This is a genomic window from Planococcus sp. YIM B11945, from assembly GCF_050864155.1.
Taxonomy (GTDB): domain Bacteria; phylum Bacillota; class Bacilli; order Bacillales_A; family Planococcaceae; genus Planococcus.
Window position 1 is genome coordinate 41898 of sequence record NZ_JBOZWR010000007.1, and the last position, 23209, is coordinate 65106.

The 23209-nt window shown below is 42.7% G+C and carries 24 protein-coding genes; 5 read left to right on the top strand and 19 right to left on the bottom strand.

The window, feature by feature from the left end:
- Positions 1 to 115 precede the first annotated feature (115 nt).
- The 17 genes from ACRRQV_RS13700 to ACRRQV_RS13780 all read right to left on the bottom strand — a co-directional run bounded on the left by ACRRQV_RS13700 (position 116) and on the right by ACRRQV_RS13780 (position 17106).
- The gene (locus ACRRQV_RS13700; RefSeq protein WP_432531797.1) at positions 116 to 550 is read right to left on the bottom strand and encodes an Hsp20/alpha crystallin family protein; all 435 of its coding nucleotides are present in this window, start codon (positions 548 to 550) and stop codon (positions 116 to 118) included.
- 255 nt (positions 551 to 805) lie between these two features.
- Positions 806 to 1528 carry a GTP pyrophosphokinase gene (locus ACRRQV_RS13705; RefSeq protein WP_432532409.1) on the bottom strand — a complete coding sequence of 241 codons (723 nt, stop codon included), beginning with the start codon at positions 1526 to 1528 and terminating at the stop codon, positions 806 to 808.
- Positions 1529 to 1562: 34 nt separating this feature from the next.
- On the bottom strand, positions 1563 to 1727 hold the full coding sequence (locus tag ACRRQV_RS13710; protein WP_432531799.1) for a hypothetical protein: 165 nt from the start codon (positions 1725 to 1727) through the stop codon (positions 1563 to 1565).
- 81 nt (positions 1728 to 1808) lie between these two features.
- Positions 1809 to 2933 carry a hypothetical protein gene (locus tag ACRRQV_RS13715; protein ID WP_432531801.1) on the bottom strand — a complete coding sequence of 375 codons (1125 nt, stop codon included), beginning with the start codon at positions 2931 to 2933 and terminating at the stop codon, positions 1809 to 1811.
- A gap of 186 nt (positions 2934 to 3119) precedes the next feature.
- Complete coding sequence (locus tag ACRRQV_RS13720; RefSeq protein WP_432531803.1) at positions 3120 to 3605, bottom strand: glutathione peroxidase; 486 nt, start codon at positions 3603 to 3605, stop codon at positions 3120 to 3122.
- Positions 3606 to 3629: 24 nt separating this feature from the next.
- Positions 3630 to 4067: a MarR family winged helix-turn-helix transcriptional regulator gene (locus ACRRQV_RS13725; protein WP_432531805.1), complete on the bottom strand. Its 438-nt coding sequence runs from the start codon at positions 4065 to 4067 to the stop codon at positions 3630 to 3632.
- Between the two features lie 22 nt (positions 4068 to 4089).
- Complete coding sequence (locus tag ACRRQV_RS13730) at positions 4090 to 4509, bottom strand: organic hydroperoxide resistance protein (RefSeq protein WP_432531807.1); 420 nt, start codon at positions 4507 to 4509, stop codon at positions 4090 to 4092.
- Between the two features lie 276 nt (positions 4510 to 4785).
- Entirely contained in the window at positions 4786 to 5475 is a 690-nt protein-coding gene (locus ACRRQV_RS13735) for a Na-translocating system protein MpsC family protein (protein ID WP_432531809.1), read from the bottom strand.
- A gap of 307 nt (positions 5476 to 5782) precedes the next feature.
- Positions 5783 to 8056 carry a glycoside hydrolase family 65 protein gene (locus ACRRQV_RS13740; RefSeq protein WP_432531811.1) on the bottom strand — a complete coding sequence of 758 codons (2274 nt, stop codon included), beginning with the start codon at positions 8054 to 8056 and terminating at the stop codon, positions 5783 to 5785.
- A 25-nt stretch (positions 8057 to 8081) separates the two neighbouring features.
- Entirely contained in the window at positions 8082 to 8768 is a 687-nt protein-coding gene (gene pgmB, locus ACRRQV_RS13745) for a beta-phosphoglucomutase (RefSeq protein WP_432531813.1), read from the bottom strand.
- A gap of 29 nt (positions 8769 to 8797) precedes the next feature.
- Entirely contained in the window at positions 8798 to 9820 is a 1023-nt protein-coding gene (locus tag ACRRQV_RS13750; protein ID WP_432531815.1) for a LacI family DNA-binding transcriptional regulator, read from the bottom strand.
- A 75-nt stretch (positions 9821 to 9895) separates the two neighbouring features.
- Positions 9896 to 10600, bottom strand: a complete 705-nt coding sequence (locus tag ACRRQV_RS13755) for a YesL family protein (protein WP_432531817.1) — start codon at positions 10598 to 10600, stop codon at positions 9896 to 9898.
- Between the two features lie 25 nt (positions 10601 to 10625).
- A complete protein-coding gene (locus ACRRQV_RS13760; protein ID WP_432531819.1) occupies positions 10626 to 11462 on the bottom strand; it encodes a carbohydrate ABC transporter permease in 837 nt (278 codons plus the stop codon).
- A complete protein-coding gene (locus ACRRQV_RS13765) occupies positions 11462 to 12337 on the bottom strand; it encodes a carbohydrate ABC transporter permease (protein WP_432531821.1) in 876 nt (291 codons plus the stop codon). The genes ACRRQV_RS13760 and ACRRQV_RS13765 overlap by 1 nt, the downstream gene beginning before the upstream one ends.
- A 110-nt stretch (positions 12338 to 12447) precedes the next feature.
- On the bottom strand, positions 12448 to 13689 hold the full coding sequence (locus ACRRQV_RS13770) for a sugar ABC transporter substrate-binding protein (RefSeq protein WP_432531823.1): 1242 nt from the start codon (positions 13687 to 13689) through the stop codon (positions 12448 to 12450).
- Positions 13690 to 13796: 107 nt separating this feature from the next.
- Positions 13797 to 16160 carry a glycoside hydrolase family 65 protein gene (locus ACRRQV_RS13775; RefSeq protein WP_432531825.1) on the bottom strand — a complete coding sequence of 788 codons (2364 nt, stop codon included), beginning with the start codon at positions 16158 to 16160 and terminating at the stop codon, positions 13797 to 13799.
- A 610-nt stretch (positions 16161 to 16770) separates the two neighbouring features.
- Entirely contained in the window at positions 16771 to 17106 is a 336-nt protein-coding gene (locus ACRRQV_RS13780; protein WP_432531827.1) for a hypothetical protein, read from the bottom strand.
- Positions 17107 to 17495: 389 nt separating this feature from the next.
- Between ACRRQV_RS13780 and ACRRQV_RS13785 the strand changes: the two genes are divergently transcribed.
- Positions 17496 to 18011, top strand: a complete 516-nt coding sequence (locus tag ACRRQV_RS13785) for a PadR family transcriptional regulator (RefSeq protein WP_432531829.1) — start codon at positions 17496 to 17498, stop codon at positions 18009 to 18011.
- The gene (locus ACRRQV_RS13790) at positions 18011 to 18496 is read left to right on the top strand and encodes a DUF4188 domain-containing protein (protein ID WP_432531831.1); all 486 of its coding nucleotides are present in this window, start codon (positions 18011 to 18013) and stop codon (positions 18494 to 18496) included. Before ACRRQV_RS13785 ends, ACRRQV_RS13790 begins: the two co-directional genes overlap by 1 nt.
- 50 nt (positions 18497 to 18546) lie before the next feature.
- Here the strand turns inward: ACRRQV_RS13790 and ACRRQV_RS13795 are convergent, their stop codons facing one another.
- The gene (locus ACRRQV_RS13795; protein WP_432531833.1) at positions 18547 to 18780 is read right to left on the bottom strand and encodes a hypothetical protein; all 234 of its coding nucleotides are present in this window, start codon (positions 18778 to 18780) and stop codon (positions 18547 to 18549) included.
- Positions 18781 to 19069: 289 nt separating this feature from the next.
- Here ACRRQV_RS13795 and ACRRQV_RS13800 point away from each other — a divergent pair, with 289 nt between their 5' ends.
- The 3 genes from ACRRQV_RS13800 to ACRRQV_RS13810 all read left to right on the top strand — a co-directional run bounded on the left by ACRRQV_RS13800 (position 19070) and on the right by ACRRQV_RS13810 (position 21642).
- Positions 19070 to 19894, top strand: a complete 825-nt coding sequence (locus ACRRQV_RS13800; RefSeq protein WP_432531835.1) for an STAS domain-containing protein — start codon at positions 19070 to 19072, stop codon at positions 19892 to 19894.
- Between the two features lie 188 nt (positions 19895 to 20082).
- On the top strand, positions 20083 to 20301 hold the full coding sequence (locus ACRRQV_RS13805) for a DNA-binding protein (RefSeq protein ID WP_432531837.1): 219 nt from the start codon (positions 20083 to 20085) through the stop codon (positions 20299 to 20301).
- A gap of 123 nt (positions 20302 to 20424) precedes the next feature.
- The gene (locus ACRRQV_RS13810; protein ID WP_432531839.1) at positions 20425 to 21642 is read left to right on the top strand and encodes an EAL-associated domain-containing protein; all 1218 of its coding nucleotides are present in this window, start codon (positions 20425 to 20427) and stop codon (positions 21640 to 21642) included.
- Positions 21643 to 22098: 456 nt separating this feature from the next.
- On the opposite strand, the gene xylF is transcribed toward ACRRQV_RS13810, so the two are convergent.
- The gene (xylF, locus tag ACRRQV_RS13815) at positions 22099 to 23196 is read right to left on the bottom strand and encodes a D-xylose ABC transporter substrate-binding protein (RefSeq protein ID WP_432531841.1); all 1098 of its coding nucleotides are present in this window, start codon (positions 23194 to 23196) and stop codon (positions 22099 to 22101) included.
- Positions 23197 to 23209: the final 13 nt, after the last annotated feature.

Below are 23209 nucleotides of genomic sequence, written 5' to 3' on the forward strand. Positions count from 1 at the left end.
TACTGATTGTCAAGACGACATCACTACTCTGTCTATGCGTTCTCGAAAATGTCGCCGAGTCGTTTTCTTCCATAAAAAAGGAGCCTGTATAAGGCCCCTTTCCTCAAATTCTTTGTTATTCAATCATAATGCGGTGACCGCCATCTTGGCCATTTTGTTCGTTCGGACGCGGCACTTCAAGCAGCAATACACCTTCTTTAAAAGATCCGCTGATTTTGTTTTGATCGATTTCACCTACGTAAAAACTGCGTCTGAACGACCCGTATGAACGTTCCTTGCGGATAAACCGGCCGTCTTGCTCTTCCATTTCACGCTTTTGTTCTTTTTTGCCGCGGATTTCCAAATAACCGTCTTTGTATTCCACGTCAATATCGTCTTTCGTAAAGCCTGGCAAATCGACTGCAAACTCGTATTGGTTGTCTTTTTCTTTAATGTCTACTTGTGGAAAATGAGTTTCCCCGAAAAATTTATTAAAAAAGTCAGTTTCCAACCCACTTCCGAAAAAGCTGGGAAATAATTCATTCCGTCTTCTTGGAAATAATGTGTTCATGGTTACCTTCTCCTTTATTGAATTTTTCTTTGTGCAAGGCTAAATAGACAAATATCAGAGTGACTGCCTACTTGCGTTGAAGGCTGGCCGCGCAGCGTTGTGCCTTCCCACTCCAATAACTTCTTGGCCCACATTGCCGTGCCGCTCCTTTCTCCTCTAGATATCACATTGTTATTTTCTAATCAAAATTATATTCATTTTCATTAGGTTGTCAATTGATTTGGTGCGTTTTTTCTTCAATAATTCAACAGAATTTTATCCGTTAATCAAAGAAGAAAAATAGCTGAGCGGCACCGACAAACGATCGTTTTCAATATACCATTCAGATGGATCCTGCTCTTCTGCAACCGCCGCTTTTACTTTATTCATTTCCAAATGGATCCGCTCCATTTTCTGGTCCAGCTGCGCTGCCGATTCTGCAGCATCTTTTAATTCTTTCAGCAAGTTTTCAGGAACAGCGCGGTTGTATTTGTAAAAGATTTTATGTTCAAGGCTTGCCCAAAAATCCATGGCAATGGTCCGGATTTGAACTTCAATGCATACATTTTCCACGCGGTCCGACATAAAGACCGGCACCTGCAAAACCAAGTGCAAGCTTTGGTAGCCATTGGCTTTCGGAATTCGGATATAATCCTTGACCGCCAAGGTTTTGATGTCTTTCTGGTTTTGCAGCATTTCGCAAACCTTGTAAATATCAGAAATGAACGAACACGTGATGCGGATTCCAGCGATGTCCTGGACATTTTCTTTAATTGAAGCTAGTGACAACTCATAGTTTTTCCGGTTGATTTTGTCCAAAATGCTTTCAAACGTTTTTAACCGGGATTCAACGTGTTCAATGGGATTGTATTCGTGTATGTATTCAAATTCCTGTTTTAAGATATCGATTTTTGTATTCACTTCATCAAGCCCAAATTTATAGGCCATCATAAAACGGGTAATCTCCGTTTTCATGATTTTCATTTCTTCTGCATTCATCGTTGTTTTTTGCACCACAACTATCGGCCCTTTCTTACTTCCACGATTGGCGATCATGCCTTTTGCATACTTCGGCATGAATGCCTTTGTTTTTCAAGCTTTCCACAATTTCATTGGACGATTTTACGCGCGTAATGTTCCGTCGGCTTCCTTCTGTGAATAAAAACAACGAAATCTTGCCGTCTTTTGTGTTATTCATTGCCCTCAACCTCCTAAAGGCTTTGTTTCACCTTGCCTACAGTGTAAAGGGTAAATATGAACAAACTATTAACGCAAAATGTCAATCATGTGAAATTGTTGGATGCGGTGCAGTTTTCACGTATTTGAACGGGCTGTCCTCCAAAAAAAGCTTGCTAAACTCTTTTAGTTCCGTGACCAGTAAACCAAGGCGTCTCCGAATGTCCTCTTTGTTGCCGAACCGGATTTTCCGAGCTTTTGAAAGCTCTTCTTCAAGCATTTGGTGGTGGGTGAACACCGTTTCATGCAGCTGCAGCAGCTGTTCTGCCCGCACCTGCCTTTGGATTTCCTTGTCACCGCCGCTATAGCCTGCTAAGAACCCTTGTGCAACGGTGTGAAGTTGATCAGTATAAGCTGCAAACTGATGCTTTTTGTAACGTTCCGTATCTGATAAAAGAGCAAAAAGAGTTTCGTACAAGTTCATGAAATTTCCAGCCATTCCGCGGGGATAATAAACTATTGGAAACGGATCGATCAAACGGACTCTGCCGCCGTCTAGTAAAATGTTTTCAGGGGAAGCATCTTGATTGGTGAGGCAAACTTCCGTAAAAGCTTGCTCACGAATCTGGGCAGCTTCTTCAAGCGCAGCTTTAATCGTTCCGCCAGCAAATTCCGGAATGGCCTGGCTTAACAAATCACAATCGCTTAAAAATTCTTGGCTTTCTTCTACCAAAAGCTCAAGCGGATTTTCTTTTAACGACCCCATCAGCCCGCCTTCTTCGCTCCAGCTCAAGTAGCCGCATCCTTCCAATCCATGAGGAATTTCTTCTGTTTTGCGGTAAATGCTGCCCACTTGCTGCCCGATTTCAAACGCTTTTTCCGGAGCTAAAGCCCGAAAGTTCACGCTGTTGCCCGCAAAGGATTCCAACGTGTACGTCACTTCTTCCGATACGTGAAAACAAAAAAATTCCGGCGCCGCCCCTTGAACGGCCCGATTAACGTTCTGGTAATACAACTCGGTTCCGGTATATTCCTGCATGGACTCCTGTTTGTCATAGGCGACCGCTTCGCCGTAAGCAACCGGTTTCGGTATCCGCAAAACAAAGTCTCCATTTTTTGCTGATACTTTCCATGCATAATGCCACGCACCTTCCCCTAAAAAGGAGGTGTTCGATTTGTCTATTCTGGCATGCGCTAGCGCTTTTGCTAAATTCGCCTCTTGATTCATGTTCTTGCTCCCTTCGGCATATATCGAATATTTTGCCATCTTTAGTATTACTATATATGAATTAGGCAGCTTTAAATAAAAAGTTTAAGCAACTACTTCTTTTTTTGAAATACGTTGGCGCCATTTTATGGTTTTAACGAAAAAACCGCTTTGCCCCTTGGCAAAACAGTTTTTTGAATTTAGAAATTATGCTTTTTTATTCGCCAGCACTTTTTTCACTTCGTTTTCAAATGATTCGGGTTTGTCTTTTGGCGCGTATCTTCCCACTACATTGCCTTCTGCATCCACAAGAAATTTTGTAAAATTCCATTTTACGCTGTTAAGCAGCAAGCCCTTGCTGTGCTCGGTTAAATACTTGAACAACGGATGGGCATTTTTCCCGTTGACGTCGACGATGCCATGCATTGGAAAACTGACGCCATAGCTCATGCGGCAAGCTTCTGCAGCTTCTTCCGCGCTTTTCAATTCTTGGCGGAACTGATCTGATGGAAATCCGAGAACGACAAGCCCTTCCTCTTTGTAATTTTTGTAGATTTTCTCCAGGCTGTCGAATTGGTTGCTGAAACTGCATTTTGTTGCCGTGTTAACAATCAGCATCGGCTGGCCTTTGTATTCGCTCAGTGAGTAGGCTTCCCCAGTTGCTTTTTCCACGTCGATATCGTAAATGCTCATATTTTTTCCCCCTTCCAGTTGAGGTTATAAATCCATTTCAGCAAAGGCTGCATTCAAGCTTTTTAAATTCTTCATCAGCTCGATTGCATTCGTATCGATGATATTGCAGCTGACCAATTTATCGTACACCGCTTGCTCAATTGCTTGCTGTTCGCTTTTGGCTTTTTCTGTCAACGAAATCACAAATGCGCGTTTATCCGTTTCCGATTGCGCCTTCACCAATCTGCCTTGGGCAATCATGCGCCCGATAATCGGATTCAGCGTTCCAATGCCAAGGCCAAGCTGCTCGCCGATTTCTTTTGTCAGCAGTTGGTCTTTTTCCCATAACACGAGCAGCACCAAGTATTGCGAAAAGGTCAGCTGAAAAGGCTGCAGCACCCGTGCGTATAATTTTGTAAAATTACTTGAAGCTTTGTAGACTTCAAAACAAAGTTGTTGGTCAAGCTTTGAGGGCATGGCCATATGATCCCACCTATCCAGTAAGTTAGAGAACGACAATCTCTACATCGACTGAATTTTTGATTGCTTTTGAGTATGGGCAGTATTGATGCGCTTTTTCCACATACTCCCGCTTTTGCTCTTCATTCAGGCCGACAATATCGACTTCCAGTTTCGCAGCTAATTTCACGCCGCCATTTTCCGGATCGCCGATCAAAGCGATTGTCGCTTTCACTTCGTTTTTTTCCACTTTCACCTTATCACGTTCCAATACCAATTCCAATGCGCTATTAAAGCACGCGCTATACCCCGCTGCGAACAGCTGCTCCGGATTGGTTGCTGTTGTGGAATCTCCGCCTAACGCTTTTGGTTTCGCTACATCCAAATAAAAGATGTTGTCTTCCGTAAATACCGACCCTTGTCTGCCGCCTGTATTGATTACTGTAGTTTCGTAAAGTGGTTTCATTAATCTTCCTCCTTATTTATATCGTATACGATATAAATATAAACTACATCGTTTGCGATGTAAATGAATATGCTTTCAATAAAAAACAGGCGATGAAAAATCAATGATTTTTCATCGCCCACTTTTTTGAGACGGCCTTTTGCTCACCTGCTTTATATGCAGGAGCATTGTCAACCAGCCATTCCATTTACTTATCTGCAGTCTTTCTAAAATCAAAAAATCCACTTTTGGTGGAATATCCTTTTCTTTCATATTCTACTGTTTTGTAAAACCGGATTATGATTTCACAATAAAAACAATATAGCCAACATCTTCAGCAAAATCCCAGTCCAGGAATGCTTCGGAAACCGGCCTTTTAAGAATGTCTTCGAATTCAAGGCCGCTTAATATCTTTTGCTCTAATTCCCATTTCGCCCGTTTCAATTCCTCTGCGTGGCCATTGTTGATCAATTCTTTTTCAATTGGCAAGAGAATATTGGAGCGCTGGACGAGAATGGTGCGGTGATCGAGCCAATAAATTTCTTGGTCTTCCGGCGACTTTTCCGAAAGGATGCTTGCTTCAATTAACTGATTGCGAAACGCTTCTTCGTCGAGATCTTTTGGCCATGTTAAACTTTGGTCTTTTTCATTGCCATCCAATTTTCCGATGATGATTCCTGTTTTATTTTCCAAATTCCAATCGGAATAAATAGCCGTTACGTTGAGTTCCCCAATTTCCCAAAGTTCATCGACAACTTCTTTTTTCATGTTCTCCATTAGCATTTCCCGGGTTTCTAAAATGCGTTTCGTTTCGTTTTGCTGCAATAGAAATTTATCCATGGGCGTGACAAAATCCCGGAAATGCATAATGATATATGGGCTCTTAATAGCTACATATACCGATTTCGGCCCTTTTCCAAAATATGTCCGCAACAAGCCGGAAATATAGGATCCCACTTCTATTTGCAGTTTTCTTTCATTCTCCATCCGAAACCTCCTTTCTTGTCTGTTTCTTCTTTCCGATTGGCTATAAGCAAAGTTTTAACCATATAAAAAAAGCCGAAAAGCCCTCCTTTAATCGGGAGTTCTTTTCGGCTTTGCTACAGCTCTATTGTCTGCATCACTATACCAACACATTTAATTGTATTTTCACAATAGCATCACTTGAGCAATCGTTTTAGAAAGATTTATACACAGATAAAGTAAGTTGGAAACTCTATTGTTTTCCAAGCAAATTCATTATACATGATTCAAATATACTAAGACAAGCTGTTCTTTTTATACTTTCTGAAGGCTACTCTACTTCAACCGATTTTCCTTTTTCAAGAACCAGCGGAGCACCGTTATGAGACAGGGTAAACCGGTCTCCTTCCACTAGTGTGTAGACGGTAGCTTCTCTCGTTTTGTGGACTTTTAGCAAGCGGCCCTGGTATTGCAACTGAAACGTCAGGGAATTCCACTCTGCCGGCAGATTAGGAGCAAGCGAAAGGCCGCTTTCTTTCAAGCGCAATCCTGCAAATCCGTAGACAATGCCAAGCCATGTTCCGCCCATATTAGCCATGTGCAGCCCGTCTTTTGTATTTTTGTGCGTATTCTCCAAATCCAAGCGGGCAGTTTCGCTGAAATAATCATAGGCTTTTTCCTGGTAGCCCAGTTTTGAAGCCATGATGCTGTGAACGCACGAGGACAATGAAGAATCATGCGTCGTAATTTGCTCATAATAGTCATAAGAATTTTTGATCGTTTCGAAGTCTTGTTCGTCTTCAAGCAGGAAATGAGCAAGCACCGTATCCGCTTGCTTTAACACTTGATACCGGTACAACGTCAACGGATGGTAATTCAACAATAGCGGAAATTTTTCCGTTGGCGTGTTTTTCAAATCCCAGCGGGCCTTTTGCAAAAAGCTGTCATCTTGGGCATTGATGCCAAGCGTTTCGTCGTACGGCAAATACATGTTATCGCCTGCACTTTGCCAAACGCTAACTTCCGTTTCCGTCAGTTCCAGTTGGCTCGCCAATTGCTTCAAGCTTTCATTATCTGCTTCTTTCAGCAGCCCATACACTTTTGATGCCCACAACAAATTATGTTTCGCCATGGCATTGGTGTAGTAGTTGTTGTTGACGACACATGTGTATTCATCCGGCCCTGTGACCGAATCAATGCGGAACTGGCCGTTTTGCATATGTCCGGCATCCGCCCACAACCGAGCCGTTTCGAATAGCACTTCAGCCATGTAGTTTTTCAAAAAGTCTTCGTCTTTGGTTGCCAAGTAGTATTGAATATAGCTATAGGCAATATCGGCGCTGATATGGTATTGTGCCGTTCCTGCAGGGAAGAATGCCGAGCTTTCCGATCCAGTAATCGTGCGCCATGGGAACAACGCGCCTTTTTCATGGCCCATTTCTTTCGCGCGCTGCCTTGCACTGTCGAGAATCGAGTAGCGGTGCAGCAAGAGGTTTTTGGCGATTGCAGGATTGGTCATCAAGAATACAGGGAAAATGTAAATTTCCGTATCCCAGAAATAATGGCCTTCGTAGCCTTCGCCGGACAATCCTTTTGCTGCAATATTGCTGGCCGGGTCTTTGCCGACCGATTGCAAAAGGTGATACAAGTTAAAGCGGATGCCTTCTTGCACTTGTTCGTCGCCATCAATTGCCACGTCTGCAATTGCCCAGTATTTGTCTAAATAGGTTCTTTGTTCTGCCAAGAGATCCTCGAACGTTTTGCTTTGCTGTTGCTGCAGTATTTGGACCGCTTCTTCAGCGACCGCTTCGCCGTGCCGCAATGTATCGGTATAAACATTGTATTTCGTAAAACGGATGGGCGCTGTGCTGTCGCATAGAAAAGTTTCTTCTATTTGCGCATCGGTCAGTTTGCTGTCGTATGTATGTTTTTCGGAGTCGATAATTGAAGAAGAAGCGCATGCCACTTCCAATTTTGTTACGTATGTTGTATCTTTTACCAGGCTGATTCTGCCGTCTTGCCGCACGTCCGTCACATGAAGCCGCTTGGCGTGTCCGGAAGCCAGGCGCGGATCTTCTTTGTCGACAAAGTTTGAAACGTCGCCATTGATTGAAGAAACGAATTTCACTTGATGAATTGGTGAGATCGGCTCTACGGTGATGTCTATGGCAAACAATTCTTTTGTCGTGAAGGAAACGAGCCGCTTAAAGGAAATCTTGACTTCTTTGCCTTTCGGGGAAATCCAGTGGACAATGCGCTCCGCAAAACCGGCATCCATGTGCAAGTTGCGTTCGCAGAAAAGGGTTTCTCCTTCAAATACGGAAAATCGTTCTTCATCCAAGTAAATTTGGACCGTTTGGGCATCGATCACGTTTAAAATCTTTTGCTGCGTTCCCGGGAAACCGTACAGCTTTTCGCCATAATTGATTTCCGTTTCATCATGAAACGCATTAATATATGCGCCTCGAATGGATTTAAAATCTTCTTTATATCCTTCTTCGAAATTCCCTCTGACCCCTAAATAGCCATTCCCTAAAGATAAAAGGCTTTCATTTATCAGCAAGTTTTGGTTATCCAGTTCAAACTTCGTTAATTTCCAGGTCATTTCCTGTTCACTCCTTGCTTGTTTCTCATTTTTCCCGCTCTTGCTGCGTTTGGTACTGTTTGATGATTTCATCGAACATCAATGCGGAAGTATCCGCTACTAAGTAATGGGCATGGGATAAATGAGCAGGATCCCCGACGCCGACGGAATACATATTCGCTTTATTTATAGCCTCTACTCCAGCGGCTGAATCTTCAAGTCCAATACAATCCGGGTACGAAATTCCTAAAGCCTCTGCTGCCGTGGTGAACGTTTCCGGATCCGGTTTTCCTTTTTCCACTTTTGATGCATCCACGATATAGTCAAAATAGCTTGTTAAGCCAAGTTTCTCCAAAATTGCCGGTGCATTTTTGCTGGCTGAACCAAGTGCAATTTTGACGTTTGCGGCTTTATTCGCCTTTAGCAAAGTTTCAATTCCCGGAAGGATGTGCGATGGATTGATCGCTTCTATCAATTCCAAATAATAGTCGTTTTTGCGGGCGGCCAGCTTTTCTTTTTCTTCAGAAGAAAATTCAGGCTGGGAAGCGTCCAATTGTAAAATTCGGTCGAGTGAATCCATGCGGTTGATGCCTTTTAGCTGTTCGTTAAATTGGCGGTCGAACAAAATCCCCAATTCCTCGGCAAGTTTTTGCCAGGCCAAAAAATGAAATTCCGCTGTGTCGGTAATGACTCCATCAAGATCGTATATAAAAACTTTTGGATAGTGTGTCATGCAAGCAAGTTCCTTTCTTTTTCAAGCGCTCAATGGCTGGACAAGGTTTTTACGCTGTCCCGCACCATCAACTCGTGTTTGACCCATATATGCTGGCGCTCTAACTTGTTCTCTTTTATGTCTTGAAGCAATTTTGCGGCGGCTTTTCCAATTTCAACAAAGTCTTGTTTAATTGTAGTAAGCGGCGGCGTTGTAAAACCGCTAAAAACCAAATCATCAAATCCGGTAACAGAAACGTCTTCAGGAATCCGCAAGCCTGCTTCTTTCACAGCCTTCATAACACCAAAAGCCATTAAGTCGCTAAAGCACAAAAAGGCGGTCGGCTGTTTCGTTTGCAAAAAAGCTTTGGTGAGTTCATAAGCTGCTTCTTCCGAAAAATCGGCATCCAATACGTCTACATCGCTTAAGCTCATGCCGTATGACTGCAGCGCCTCTTCTAGCCCGTTCATCCGTTCCTTGTTGACGTATGTTTCTTTTGTGCCACACATGACGGCAATGCGCCGGTGATTTCGGTTCAATAAATGAAGCGCCATTTCTTTGCTGGCTTGGGCGTTTTCAATAGAGACGCTGCCGATCATGCCGTTTTTCGTTTCGTTCATAATATCAAGGACCACACACGGAATATCGGTGTTGATCAATTCTTTGTAGTACGGGTCATCCGTCCGTATGCCCTGCAAAATGGCTCCGCCAATATTGCGCTCGCGGCAATATTGCACATAGCTTTGCTGTTTTTGTTTTTGGGAATCGATGAGGTAAATGGACAACTCAAATCTACTTTCCGAAACTTCCCGGTAAACCCCTTTGAAAATATCAAACGCGTTATTGTCTTTTACGTTATCGTTAAGGACGCCTGAAGAAATCAGCCCAAACGTCATTTGCTTTTTAGAAGATAAATTTTTTGCAACGATGTTCGGCGTATAATTGAGTTCTTTTGCGACAGTGAAAATGCGCTGCCGTGTTTCTTCGCTGACGTCTACATAATTATTGAAGGTTTTTGAAACCACGCTAATCGATACGCCCGCTTTTTTAGCCACATCTTTAATGGTAGCCATGCTCATCACATCCTGAAAAATAATAGCTCCTGCACGGAGGCCAACTCAATAAGCGGATGCCGCTTTACTAGCAAATTAGCCCTCTTTTCTTCCCAAAGCCTTTTTCTCCACTTTTAACGCAAAGCGGTAGAAAGCCAAAAAAGAAAGAAACGCGCTGACCGTTCCTGCAAAAAGCGGCAGTAAAAACAAAAGCTCCGTAGCGCTTACATAAAACACTGATAAGTTGCTGACCAAGATGAACAGGCTTAAGAGCGGATTGCCAAGCGTCACAAAAAAAGCATTTTTCATCAATTGCTTATTGCTCATTTGATAATGAGCATTTAATGAAAAGAAATTGATCGTGAAGATAAACAAGATCAATCCAATGACAACAAAAGCCATGCTTAGCACATCGTTTTCATTTTTGAAATACAGGAAATCCAATAGCCAGACGAGCCAAAAGACCATCAATGCTATACCGGAACCAAAGCTTTTTTTATACGTAGCCTTCAAATGAGAAAAATACGTTTTTATTAAAGAAACTTGGTCTTTTTTCAAGATCCATTCACGCACTGTGGCAAACATGGCTGCGGTGCTTGGAACGAACAAAGCAGGCAATAATACCACGAGCGGCAGCAAATAAACCATCTCACCGCTTTTTCCCTCTCCCAAAAAGAAGCTTGCAACGGTAAACATAATGGGAATGTTGAGAATAAACCACAAAATATTAATGACAGAAAAACGCATGATCCATTCAGTGGCAATGTATAAAGTTTCCGTTAGTCCTGAAAAATCACGCATGTGGTTCCCTCCTGCATGTATAAACTTACTTGACTGCCCCTTCTCCAATTCCTTTGATGATATGTTTTTGGGCCAGTGCGTAGAAAATGACGACGGGAATGATGGTCAATGTCAAACCGGCCATCGCCAAATTCCATTGAATTGAAAATTCTCCGAAGAAATAAAACGTCGATAACGGAATGGTCCGCAGCCCGGTATCAATAAGCGTTAACGAAGGCAAAAGGAAGTCATTCCAAATGCTGATAACGTTTAAAATCATAACGGTTGCCGTAATGGGTTTTAGCATGGGGAAAATGATTCTCCAGAAAACGCCAAACTTTGTCGCGCCGTCAATGGTCGCCGCTTCTTCAAGCGTGATGGGAATCGATTTGATAAAACCGTGATAGAGAAACACTGAAAGGCTCGCGTGAAAGCCAACATTCATGAAGATGAGCCCTTCGCGCGTATTGTACATCGGAATATTCAAAGTCTCTGTGATCGTGCTCATAAATTGCATCAAAGGCATCATCAAGGTTTGAAAAGGAATAAGCATAGTGGCGATAAACGTCATGAAAATCACGGTGCTCCATCTGCTTTCCGTCCGCACTAACATCCAAGCGGTCATCGAAGACAACACCACAATGATCAATACCGAAACAATCGTCACATAAAGCGAGTTGCCAATTGCGCTCAAGAAATTCATTTTTTCCATCGCTTCCATGTAATATTGGAAACTGAAATTAGTAGGAAACGATAATGCGTTATCGTAAAGTTCCTGCCGATCTTTAAAAGAGTTTACAAAGATGATGTAGATGGGAGACAAAAATAGCAAAGCAAGCACCACAAGCAAGGCGGCTCTTATATATCCAGCGAATTTCCCCATCACATTTCCACCTCTCTTTTCTTCGTAATATACACTTGAGTCAGCGTAATGGCCGCTACAATGATAAAGAAGGCGATGGCTTTCGCTTGGCCAAAGCCATAGTTGCCGCTGCCGAAAATCTCGTTGTAAATATTCATCGCAAACATTTCGGTAGCATTGGCCGGTCCGCCTCCGGTTAACGACAAGTTGACATCGTAGATTTTAAACGCTGAAGAAAGCGTTAAAAACAAGCTGATCGTCAAAGCCGGCATCAACAAAGGCAGCGTGATTTTTCTGAAGCGCTGCCAAGGGCTCGCTCCGTCGATTTTCGACGCTTCAATGACATCATTCGGTATGCCTTGCAAGCCGGCAATATAAATGATCATAATATATCCAGCCATTTGCCACGTGAACACAAAAACCAATCCATATAAGGCAAACTGTGGATCGACCAGCCAATTGAAGAAGACATTGTCAAGACCCGTAATTTCACCAAACAGTTCAAAAACATCCAAAAAGACGAACTGCCAAATATAGCCCAAGATCAAGCCGCCGATTAAATATGGCATAAACAACATGGTGCGCGCTGCATTTGCTGTGCGGATTTTAGACGTCACCAGCAAAGCAAAAACAAGGCCCACTACGTTGATGGTAATCACTGATAAAATAGTAAATAATGTGGTCAGCCATGCCGATTTGAGGAACCGCTCGTCTTCAAACAAATTTGCAAAATTTTCAAATCCGACAAACGTTTTTGGATTTGCTGCAATGCCGTCCCATTCAAAAAATGCATAATAAATTCCGATAATGAAAGGAATGATGACAACCGTTATAAAAATGACCAATAAAGGACCTGTAAACAATAAAAACCACTTTTTCTTATTTTTGCCTGACATGTCCACCCCTTCTTTCTATTTGTTTTTAAAACCTATTAAAGTAAGCAGTGGACACGCCAATAATGGCGTGTCCATGCTTGTGCTTACTCATATTCTTTTAAAGGTTCTTTTTATTGAGCGTTTTGCCATGCTTTATCAAATTCTTCGACAAATTGCTTAGCGTTCATGTCTTCAGAGAAGAACTGCTGCGCAAATGGCGTCAAATCATTTGGAACAATGTTCGCTGGGAAAGCATTTTGTGCCCAAGGAATTGTTTCGCCACTGTTTGAAGCGTCAGAAACTGCTTGTGACAATGGATCCAAGTCGCCTGGCTCAATTGTTGTAAGAGCTGGAACAAATCCAAATTCTTCTACAATATAGCGTTTTCCAGTTTCACTTGTATGCATCCAGTTCAAGAAATCTTTTGCTGCTTGAACTTCTGCTTCATCTTTTTGGCTGTTGATCGCCCAGTTGTTTCCTGTTCCGACAGCCAGTTTGTCATTTCCGTTTAACGGGAATGGCAGCATGCCGTATTCAAAGTCCACGTCAAATTCTTTCAACATGCCTCCAGCCCAGTTTCCTTGGTGGATCATCGCTGTTTTGCCTGATGCAAAATCACCGACTTGCTGATCGTAAGTAACGCTCAAAGGTGTAGGTGTGTTGTTTTTAATTGCTTCCATAAACTGTCCAAATTCCTGGAATTCTGGTGTTTCAGCCATAGTGACCTCGCCAGCATTCAATTTAGAAATGAAATCTGTTGGATCCGGCTGCAATGAGAATGGGTAGTTGCTGATGTGGCCGATCAAGAAATAAGCATCTTGAGCTAAGCTAAAGCCATTGATGTCCTGGCCTTTGAATTTTTCTAATGTGCTTGTAAATGAAGCCAAGTCTTTTACATCTTCCGGTTTCACCAAATCTTTGTTGTAAATGATTCCGAAACCTTCAACGCCGTATGGAATTCCGACAACTTTGTCTTCCAATTTCAATTCCATGTTTGGTGCAATGTCTTTCACGTATTCTTCACCGCTTAAATCCACTACATACGATTTCAGCTTTTCAGCTTCCATCGCGTGCTGAAGGCTGAAAATAGACGGTCCTTGGTTGCTGTTCAAGCGGATTTGCAATTGCTGGAAGTAGTCATCCCCTGTCGTACCTAAAACTTCTACTTCAACGCCTGTTTCTTCTGTGTACTCTTTAGCTAATGCTGAAAGCTGATCAGAAATTTCGACTTTACTTTGGAAAATCGTAATTTTCTTCGCTCCGCCTTCTTCACTGCTTGTCGAACCTTCGTCGCTCCCGCCGCCGCATGCAGCCAACAAAAGCAATACGAAAACTAATACCAAACTGCCTAACGTTTTTTTCTGGAATTTCATGTGAATTCCCCCTTATATAATTTGAGTTGCTATAGTAAATAAAATGAAATCCATCATTTTATAACTACCGAGTTAAGTTTTCTTGCATGAACGATTTCCCGCTTTTCTTAAGCAAGCGAAATCTCGGTATAGCCCTTGCACTCATGAATAAGATTATTCGCCTCGAACGACAAAACCCCTTCATTTTCCACTTCGACCGACAACATCTTCGGTGTGATGGAAATCTTCACCCGCTGTCCATGCCATTGAATGGCGAACTTCATTCCTTGCCAATTCTTCGGCAATTTCGGATTGATCCGGAGCCGGCCATCAGCCAGCCGGATTCCTGCAAAACCAAAGACGGCCGCTTTCCAAATTCCGCCGATCGAAGCGGCATGAATGCCTTCATCTGAGGTTTTCATCGAAGGGCCCAAATCAATTTCCGTCGACTTTTGAAACAACTCATAAGCCAAATCAGCCTTGCCGATGTCATTGGCCAAGATCGAGTGGGTAACCAAGCTGAGCGACGAATCGTGCAGCGTCTTCGGTTCGTAGTAGTGAAAACTGGCTCGTTTTACTTCTTTTGAAATACGCGGATCGTCGTGCAAGAAAGTTTGCTCCAGCAAGTACAATAAAATCAAAGCATCTGCCTGTTTGGTCACTTGAAACGAATTGATTTGTTCGGAATTAAAATCCCGGTAAATCGTCCGCACTTTTTCTTGGTTTTTGTATTTTGTCAAATCGATTTCTTCCAATTGCAAATACGTATCATCTTGCGGGATGACTCGGTCTTCTTCACGGGGCTCCGGCAAGTAAAGCTTGCCAGCCTTTTCCTGCCAGTCCGGGTAAGCTACGGCTAATTCCAATGGCCCTGCAAATTTTTCAAGCAATGCCGGGTTTTCTTCCATTAATTTTTCATAATAGCGCATGGCCAGTTTTAAGTTGAAATACGCCATGTAATTCGTGAACGCGTTGTTGTTTACGTGTTCTTTGTATTCATCGGGGCCGATCACATTGGAAATCTCGTAGCGCCCTGTCTGTTCGTTCCATTCCAAGCGGCTTGCCCAAAACTTGGCGGTGTCAAAAACAATTTCATACCCAAACTGATCCAAAAATTCTTGATCGCCAGTTACTTCATTGTATTGATAAACCGCAAACGCAATGTCTGCGGATATGTGCTGCTCGATTGCACCGGACCAGATTCTGGATTGTTCCCCGGTAACAATGTCAATATCTCCCCATACAGGCGTTACTTCTCCGTCGGTCGGCCAAGCCATTTCCCATGGATACATCGCGCCTTTAAAGCCGTTTTCGATGGCTTTTGCTCTCGCTCCAGCCAAGCCAAGATAGCGGTAAGTCAACAGCGATTTGGCAACTTCTGGATTGGAAAAAGTGAAAAATGGCAAGATAAAGACTTCCGTATCCCAGAACGAATGGCCTTTATAGCCTTCGCCGCTCAATCCTTTTGCCCCAATTCCCATGCGTGCGTCATGTGCTGGCGTCATCACCGTTAGATGATAAAGCGCAAAACGCAAACCCAGCTGGTCAAATGAATTGGCACTGTTGATTTCTATGTTGTAAACATCCCACACCTTCTGCTGCCAAGCTTGTTGATGTGCGTCAAACAGCGATTCATAGCCTTGAAGTGCAGCTAATTTCAAAGCTCCAAGTGATGACTCGCGCAATTGCAGCAAATCGTATTCCGCTTCCGTTGCATCCAAATCACGGCTTGTATGGATGGTCGTAAATTTCTCTACGGCCAGACGATCGTGCGGCTGTAAATTGATAGAATAACCGAGCCAGACTTTCCGCCGGGACATGTCCATATCCGGTTCGACTTGCAGCTCTTCGCCTTTCACCTTGATGGTATGGGTGGTATTCACCACGACATCTACATTCGATTCATTGGTTGTCTGCACCAGTTGGATCAACTGTTTATCAAATACCCGGCGCTCGCCTTCAAGAAAATGCTGCGATCCGGAGTTGTTCATTTGTGCATTAATGCCAGATTCAAAGGAAAACTCAACAGAGTGAGTCAAGCTTTCTACTTCCATTTTCGATGCCAGCAAATGCAAATTGGCGAGTGATGCAAATCGCTGAAAATGAAAGCGCAATTTTTTCCCTTTCGGCGAAGTCCAATCGAAGCTCCGAGTCAAATGGGCCGTCTTTAAGTTTAACTGGCGTATGTAATTTTCAGTGTTCCCAATTTCTAAGCTAAACCGCTCACCGTCTACTTGGATGTCAATTCGGGTAACATCCGCTATATTGGGCAGCTCCGTCACTTCATTAATTTGAGCTTTATTAAATGTTCCATTCACAAACAAATTTCGTTGTTCTTTTATGTAAGGTTCTTCAGTAGCTGACCGCACGCCCATATACCCGTTGCCAAGAGACATTATCGCTTCGCACTTCCCTAAATGATCAGAAGAAAACGACGTTTCCGATACGATCCAATCTTTGAACTCTCCAGAACCTTGTTGATAATCCATCATTTTTGAGAGTCCCCTTTCCTGAAAAAAGCTTCAAAACTTTTTACGAAAACGTTTTTGTAAAAAGTAAAAATATATATGCTTTGTTTAAAACGGCTTTTAGAGGCGTTCAACAAAACACATAAAACAGCAGTAAGTAAAGCGCTTTCATTGGCAAGTATACGACTATCTTATTAAATAGTCAATAATTTTTCCACTAAAAGAACCAGAAGGATGCCCCACTCGCCGTTCATTTCTTTTCTAATTTCATGGAGAAAGCCACATAACCAATTATATTCACTGGTAATGGAATAAAGTCTTTAAAACCGAAAAAGAATGATTACTGCCAATAAAAAACGACCAAATGATTCTCATCATCTGACCGTTTCTATTGTGCTCCTTGCGGATAAGTTCCGCGGGGGGATACAGGAGCAATTTGTATTCCTTAGCCTGATGCTTCATTTATGGGGTAATGAAACAGCAGGATTAAAAGGGGCAAGACATTCGAGGGGATTTTGATGAAGGGCACATATAAACTATTTCCCGCTCGTTTTCATAAACCCATTTCTCTTAAGGGGTCCTCTGGAAGAATTAAATTTCATTTCTCCCATGTTTTCATTTACCATTGTTATGCTTATGCTAATTTTCTTGAGCGATTGGTTTTGTAAATTGGTGTGATGAAGTAAAGTTCTTGGTGGCAAATGCCCGATAGCCTTTCAAGCTCTTGAAAAACAGCTGCCGATACCGAATAAATTTGCACACTGTCGGGCAGGGCCTTCATTTTTTCAGTTGCCTGCTCCCATTTCACTTGTTCGATCTCGACCCAAATGCTTTTAGAGTCCCAGTCATTCTCTATTGTCAAACGTCCAAAAAAAGTAATGCGGCGCTGGCCATCTTCTTCGTGCGTGTCTTTGATTCGAGTGAAATAATAAGAAGCATTATCAAAAAATAAGGGCTGGTTTCTCTGCATATGACTCATTCCCTCCTATATTTACACCCGAAGGCAATTAATCGTTGAATAAAAAAAGCCGAAAAGAATCCAACGGATTCTTTTCGGCTTTGCTGTCAGCGCTAAAGTCTACAACATTTTACCGTGATATAAAGTTAATTGAGCAGCGATTAAAAACTTTTCTTTTAAGTAATTTTATATTATAAAAATAGCGGCATTAAGTAAAGCAATTTGCCTGCTTTATTCAGAGAAATATTTCTATACATTTATTTACTTTAAACTGAACCCTCCTTTACTTTTCAGATTATTGAAACTATAATGTATATATTAAAAAGATATATATCTTAAAGATATAGGAAGTGGTTTTTATTGCTAAAGAAAATCATACACAGTTTGCAATTCTCGGACTCTTGACTGTCGGGTGTACGACCGGCTATTCGATGAAACAAATGATTGACGGCAGCTTGAATCATTTTTGGAAAATCAGCTATGGCCAAATTTATCCGACTTTAAAACTTTTGGCCGAACAAGGTTTTGTCACTGTCGAGGATTTGGCTCAAGAAGGAAAACCAGACAAAAAAGAATACCAAATCACCCTTTCCGGAAAACAGGCGTTAAAAAACTGGCTGGAACAGCCTATTGTGGAATTGCCGGCGGAAAAAAATGAATTGCTGCTTAAAGTGTTTTTCAGCCGCCACCAAGAACCGAAAACGATTCAACGCCACTTAAAAAGCTACCAAGAAAAATTATCGGCTCGCCTGCTCACTTACCGAGGAATAAAAGAAATGATTTCTACGCAACTATTTAATGAGGAAGATGCGCCCTATTGGATCATTACATTGGATTATGGATTGTCTACGACCCAAGCTGCCATTGACTGGTGCAAAGAAACCCAAAAACTTTTACTCAAAAAGGAGGAACAGTGATGAGCGCACAAGTCTACCCAGGCCGGTATACGGCAGAAACCCCTGAGGGCTTTGTCGTTTTTCTCATCGGTACACGCATCAACAAATGGTGGGCCATCCATAAATGGTGGCCGGTCTTTATGGCCATGCCTCCCATGATTAAAGAGCTCTACAGCCATAAAGAGCTGGGCTGCCTCTCCATGGAAAACTTTTTCGGGCTGCGGACAACGCTAATGATTCAATATTGGCGCTCGGAAGAAGAATTGATGGCATATGCCAAAGGCCAAAAGCATTTAAGCGCCTGGAAGAACTTCAATAAAAAAGTTGGCAATAACGATGCAGTCGGCATTTATCACGAAACATATGTAATCAATTCCGGCCAGTCGGAATCGATTTACGGCAATATGGCAAAGTTCGGCTTATCAAAAGCATTCGGCTTAGAAGCCCTCACTCCTGCGACAAGCTCTGCACACAAAAGGCTAAGAAAAGAACGCGCTCTTTCGTAAACCATTGCTAAAAAATCCGACCTCATATGAAGGTCGGATTTTTCGTTCACTTATAGGCGTTCCTTTACATCGATATCCCCGTCTTCTCGGTCGTGAGTATAAATCGGGTATTGTTCCCGGTAGAGAACAAGATCTCCCTCTTTTAAAAACACATCTGGGAAATGTTCCATCATCCGTTTAAGCATTTCCTGATGCACGTGCACTGCTGCACCCTCTTCATATCCATCTAACGCTGAATCTACTGATTCAATATCGGCTGTCGCCAGCAACTGATCTTCATTCATATTATAGCCTCCTTTAAAACTCTGTATAGTTTTATTCTACCCTAAGCTTTTAGGTTAAAACGTTGATACTGATTTGTCGGCACGCTGAAAAAGATGGATTATAGAGTTCTATGCTATTTGAGACTTATTCCCCGGGCTTTTTCTAGATTTTGTAGAAAAAATCTTTGTATAACGTTTTTTTTAAAAAAAGGGTAATATTATCTACTATAATTTTTATTTTTTCGAGCTATGTGCTTTAATTAAATTACTATCTATTATTTTAAAATTTTATTATAGAGGAGCAAGCTAAATGACACATCCATTGCAAAATGCAGAAGAAATCAAAAAGTTTTTCCACAAATACCAAGAAGCATTCGAGGAAAAATTATTAGCAGAAGCCGTTAACGTAAAAGACAAAATTGATGAAATTCTGGCCATTGGAAATATTGACCTTGTGACTAATGCCCATACAGTAGTCGGTTATATAATCGAAGGGCAAGAAGAAGAACTTATACAATTCGCGAAAAAAGAAGGCATCGCTTGGGCGACGCACTCCATTGAACTTTCCTTTAAGTTGGAATGGGTTCAAGCCATTCGCCGCACCATTTGGACGTTCCTCCAACAATACAATGATGCGACTCTTAATAAAGTAGCGTTCGACTTTTTCAGCATGGAAAAAGACATCAACACGCGCGTTGATGCGTTTTTAAACACATTTTTCATCAGCTATTCTACATACAAAGACTCCTTGATTCTAGCGCACCGTCAAATGGTTGAAAATCTTTCAGTTCCAATCATTCCAATAAATACATCTGTTTCGATCTTACCGTTGATCGGCTCTATGGATTCTTTCCGTACATCTGTTATTGAAGAAAAAGTTTTGACCGAAGTCGGCATATCCCGCATTCATACACTAATTATGGACTTGTCGGGAATTGCCGATATGGAACCTGAAGTCATCCATCGCTTGATGAAAATCATTGATGGGACAGGCATGATGGGATGCAAGACCGTCATTACTGGATTAAGAGCAGAAGTAGTGAGAAAAATGATCCACTTAGGTTTGTCTTTCGACCCTAAAACAAAAACGCTCGGCACTTTACAGCAAGCATTAAAAGAATACTTGATTTCTTAAGAGATGAAAAACAGCGGAGCGATTCCGCTGTTTTTTTGTTGAAAAATTTTAATGATAAACAGATTGCTATTCCGGAAATAAAAAAGGAAGCTTATCACAGTTTGTAAACAAAGAAGGAGTTTATAATTCGGGCATCGAATTATTTCACTACTAATCCGTTTATCTATTTTAGAATGGAGGGAATCGCGATGACTGAACAGGACGCTTCGTTGAACAGCGATTTTCCAGCAGGCATAGGAAAACCTGCTCGCCAAGCCCTTTTTGCTGTCGGAATTTACCGGCTCGAGCAGTTGACGGAAATGAGCGAGAAAGAAGTGTTGAAAATGCATGGCGTGGGACCGAAAGCGTTTGGAATTCTGCGTGAAGCCCTTCTTGCCAAAGACATGAAGTTTAAAGGGAATTCCTGATATTCTTACGGCCTCGTTCTTTTAATGAAGTGGAAGAGGCTTCTCTCCCGCTTTTTTCTTCCTCTGTCCGCTTTTATGTTCCTTCTTTTTTTATTACACTACTTCAAAGGAGGATGAGCAGCTGTGGATCCTTTAGATATTCTTGAAAATTTACATAAAGTCCAACCGGTTTTTCAGCCCGTAATCAGCGCGGTCAAACATACGATCATCGGCTATGAGCTGCTGGGGCGATATCATTTTGAAGACGAATGGATCAGCCTCGGTGATTTTTTTCATGATACAGATGTGCCCGATGAGTATAAAATTGAAGTCGACCACTATATTTTGCAGTTAGCCATAGAAAAAATGCTGGAAGAAGAAAATAAGTGCACACTGTTTATCAACCGCAATGCCAAGCAATTGCTTGTAAATAGTGGAGAAGACTTTTTGCAAACCTTGAAAGGGTTCGAGAAAAAAGGATTTGCCATGACCCGCATCGTCTTGGAAATAACGGAGCACGATTTTGATGAAGACTTTGAAGTGCTCGAACACTTGCTCATGTATTACAAAACGTACGGCATCCAAGTAGCCGTTGACAATGTCGGCGCCAAAAGTTCCAATATTGACCGGATCCGGCAGCTTCGCCCGCATATTTTAAAAATCGATGCGGGCATTTTCCGGAAGCACAGCCCGGATGTGTTTCAAGACATCATTTCATCGCTCGCTGTATTGGCTCGAAGAATCGGCGCCAAACTGGCGTATGAAAACATTGAGGACAACCACCAATTGTATTTTGCTTGGAAGCATGGCGGGCATTATTACCAAGGATTTTATTTGGCAAAACCAGACTTTAACTTTTTGACGACGGATGCTTTGTCTGTTGATATGGGGGAAAAGGTGAAGGATTTTGTGCAGCGCGAAAAAGCGAGGATTGAGGCAAGGTTCGCCTTTATCCTTTCGTGTGAAGAAAAAGTGAAAAAATTATTGCCGCAATGGCATGGCCCGGATCAAGCAGACGCTTTTATCAAAGCTGTAAAAGATTCTTTCCATAAAGAAAGTTTCCGCTTGTATATTTGCGACAGCAATGGCCAACAAGTTTCCTCCAATTTCAGAAAACGCCATACCATCTGGGAAGTTGAAGGCAGTCAAAAAGGTTCGCATTGGGCTTTTCGCCCTTATTTCCTGGAAAATATGATGCATATGAAAACGTGGCATCAAGGCATTTTGTCGGAAACTTATTCAGATATCGAAACCGGCGAAATGGTCCGGACGTTCAGCTATCCGTTGTCCAATCAATTCTTTTTGTTTGTCGACATCAGCTACTCGTATATTTTTGAAAATGACCACTTGTTTTTCCAATAGTAAAACTCTTCAACAGGCGGAAAAATTTTTCCTGTTTGCTATTCCGCAAACCAGCTGCGCTTGCCGCGGGCTCGCGCCGAACTAACTCGGGCTGACGCCCGAGTGGATTTCGGCACTTCGCTATCCCGCAGGCGTCTCCGCTGGTTTGCTCCATAGCTTACTAGAAATAGCTTCTCGGTATCAAAAGGGCTAGCAAAAGCAGAAAACTTCACCTGTGCTAGCCTTTGTTTATTTTTTATTATTGGAAACATTTCAAGTGAGCTTTCTCTTCGAATGAAGCGGAAGGCGGCGACTCCTGCGGACAAGACGTGAGCCTGAGACCCCGCAAGACGTGAAGCGGCTGAGGAGGCTTAGGCTGCGTCCCGCGGAAAGCGTCCGCCTGAAGTGCAGTGAGAAGACTATACCAACTTTCTCGACAACCCATTCAGAGTTCTGAACGGGCTGTTTTCGCTGCGCTTATTTATCCGCAAAATTATAGACATCTTGCTCGGAATGAAACCCATCTGCAATCACCGTTTCTTTTACGTTTCGGACATCAACTGCAAATGGAGACAGCAAAACAGAAGGCACTTCAATTTTTCCGTTGTTAATTTTTTGTCCCGCTGCGATGCTTTCCCCTTTAGCCAGCTTCACTGCCAGTTCTGCCGCTTCTGCCGACAGCAGTTTGATTGGTTTGTATACAGTCATCGTTTGGGTGCCTTCGATAATCCGCTGAATTCCCGCCAGTTCTGCGTCTTGTCCCGCAACCGGAATGTCTCCAGCAAGACCGGCTGCCTCGAGCGCTTCAATAACCCCGCCTGCAGTCGCATCGTTTGCCGCAATCACCGCATCTATCTTTTGGCCGTTTGCTTGAAGCGCCCTTTCCATATTGGCTTTGGCATTGGCAGGCGACCAATCTTCAGTCCACTGGTCATATGTGACTGTAATGTCGCCTTTATCGATATAAGGCTGGAGCACACTGAATACGCCTTCTTTCAACAAACGGGCATTATTATCCGTCTCGGCACCGCCAATATAGACATAATTTCCGGAAGGCACCAATTCCAAAATGGCTTTTGCTTGCAGCTCGCCAATTTTCACATTGTCAAACGATACATACAGATCGATTTCCGCGTTATTGATCAACCGGTCATAGGCAATCACTTTAATGCCGGCTTTGTGAGCTTTTTTCACAATCGCAGCGGTTGCTTCTGCATTATGGGGCACCACAACGAGAAGGTCAACGCCTTGGCTGATTAGCGTTTCTGCCTGGGAAATTTGCAGGGCATCGTCGCCGTTCGCTGCCAATATTTCCACTTCGCCGCCGAGCGCTTCAATGGCGCCTTTAAATAAATCCCGATCCTTCAGCCACCGCTCCTCAAGAAGCGTGTCCATTGAAAATCCGATTTTAACGGGATCGTCTATTCGCAAATCTTCACTGTTTCGGATTTCTGCCATTGCCGGCTTTTGGTGCTGCTCTGCAGGAACAGCTGCTTCTTCTTGGCAAGCTGAAACGCCGGCTATCAGCAGCGCTGCCAGAAGAGCAAGTTTAACCTGGATAACGAACCTTCCCATTGGCGATCTCCTT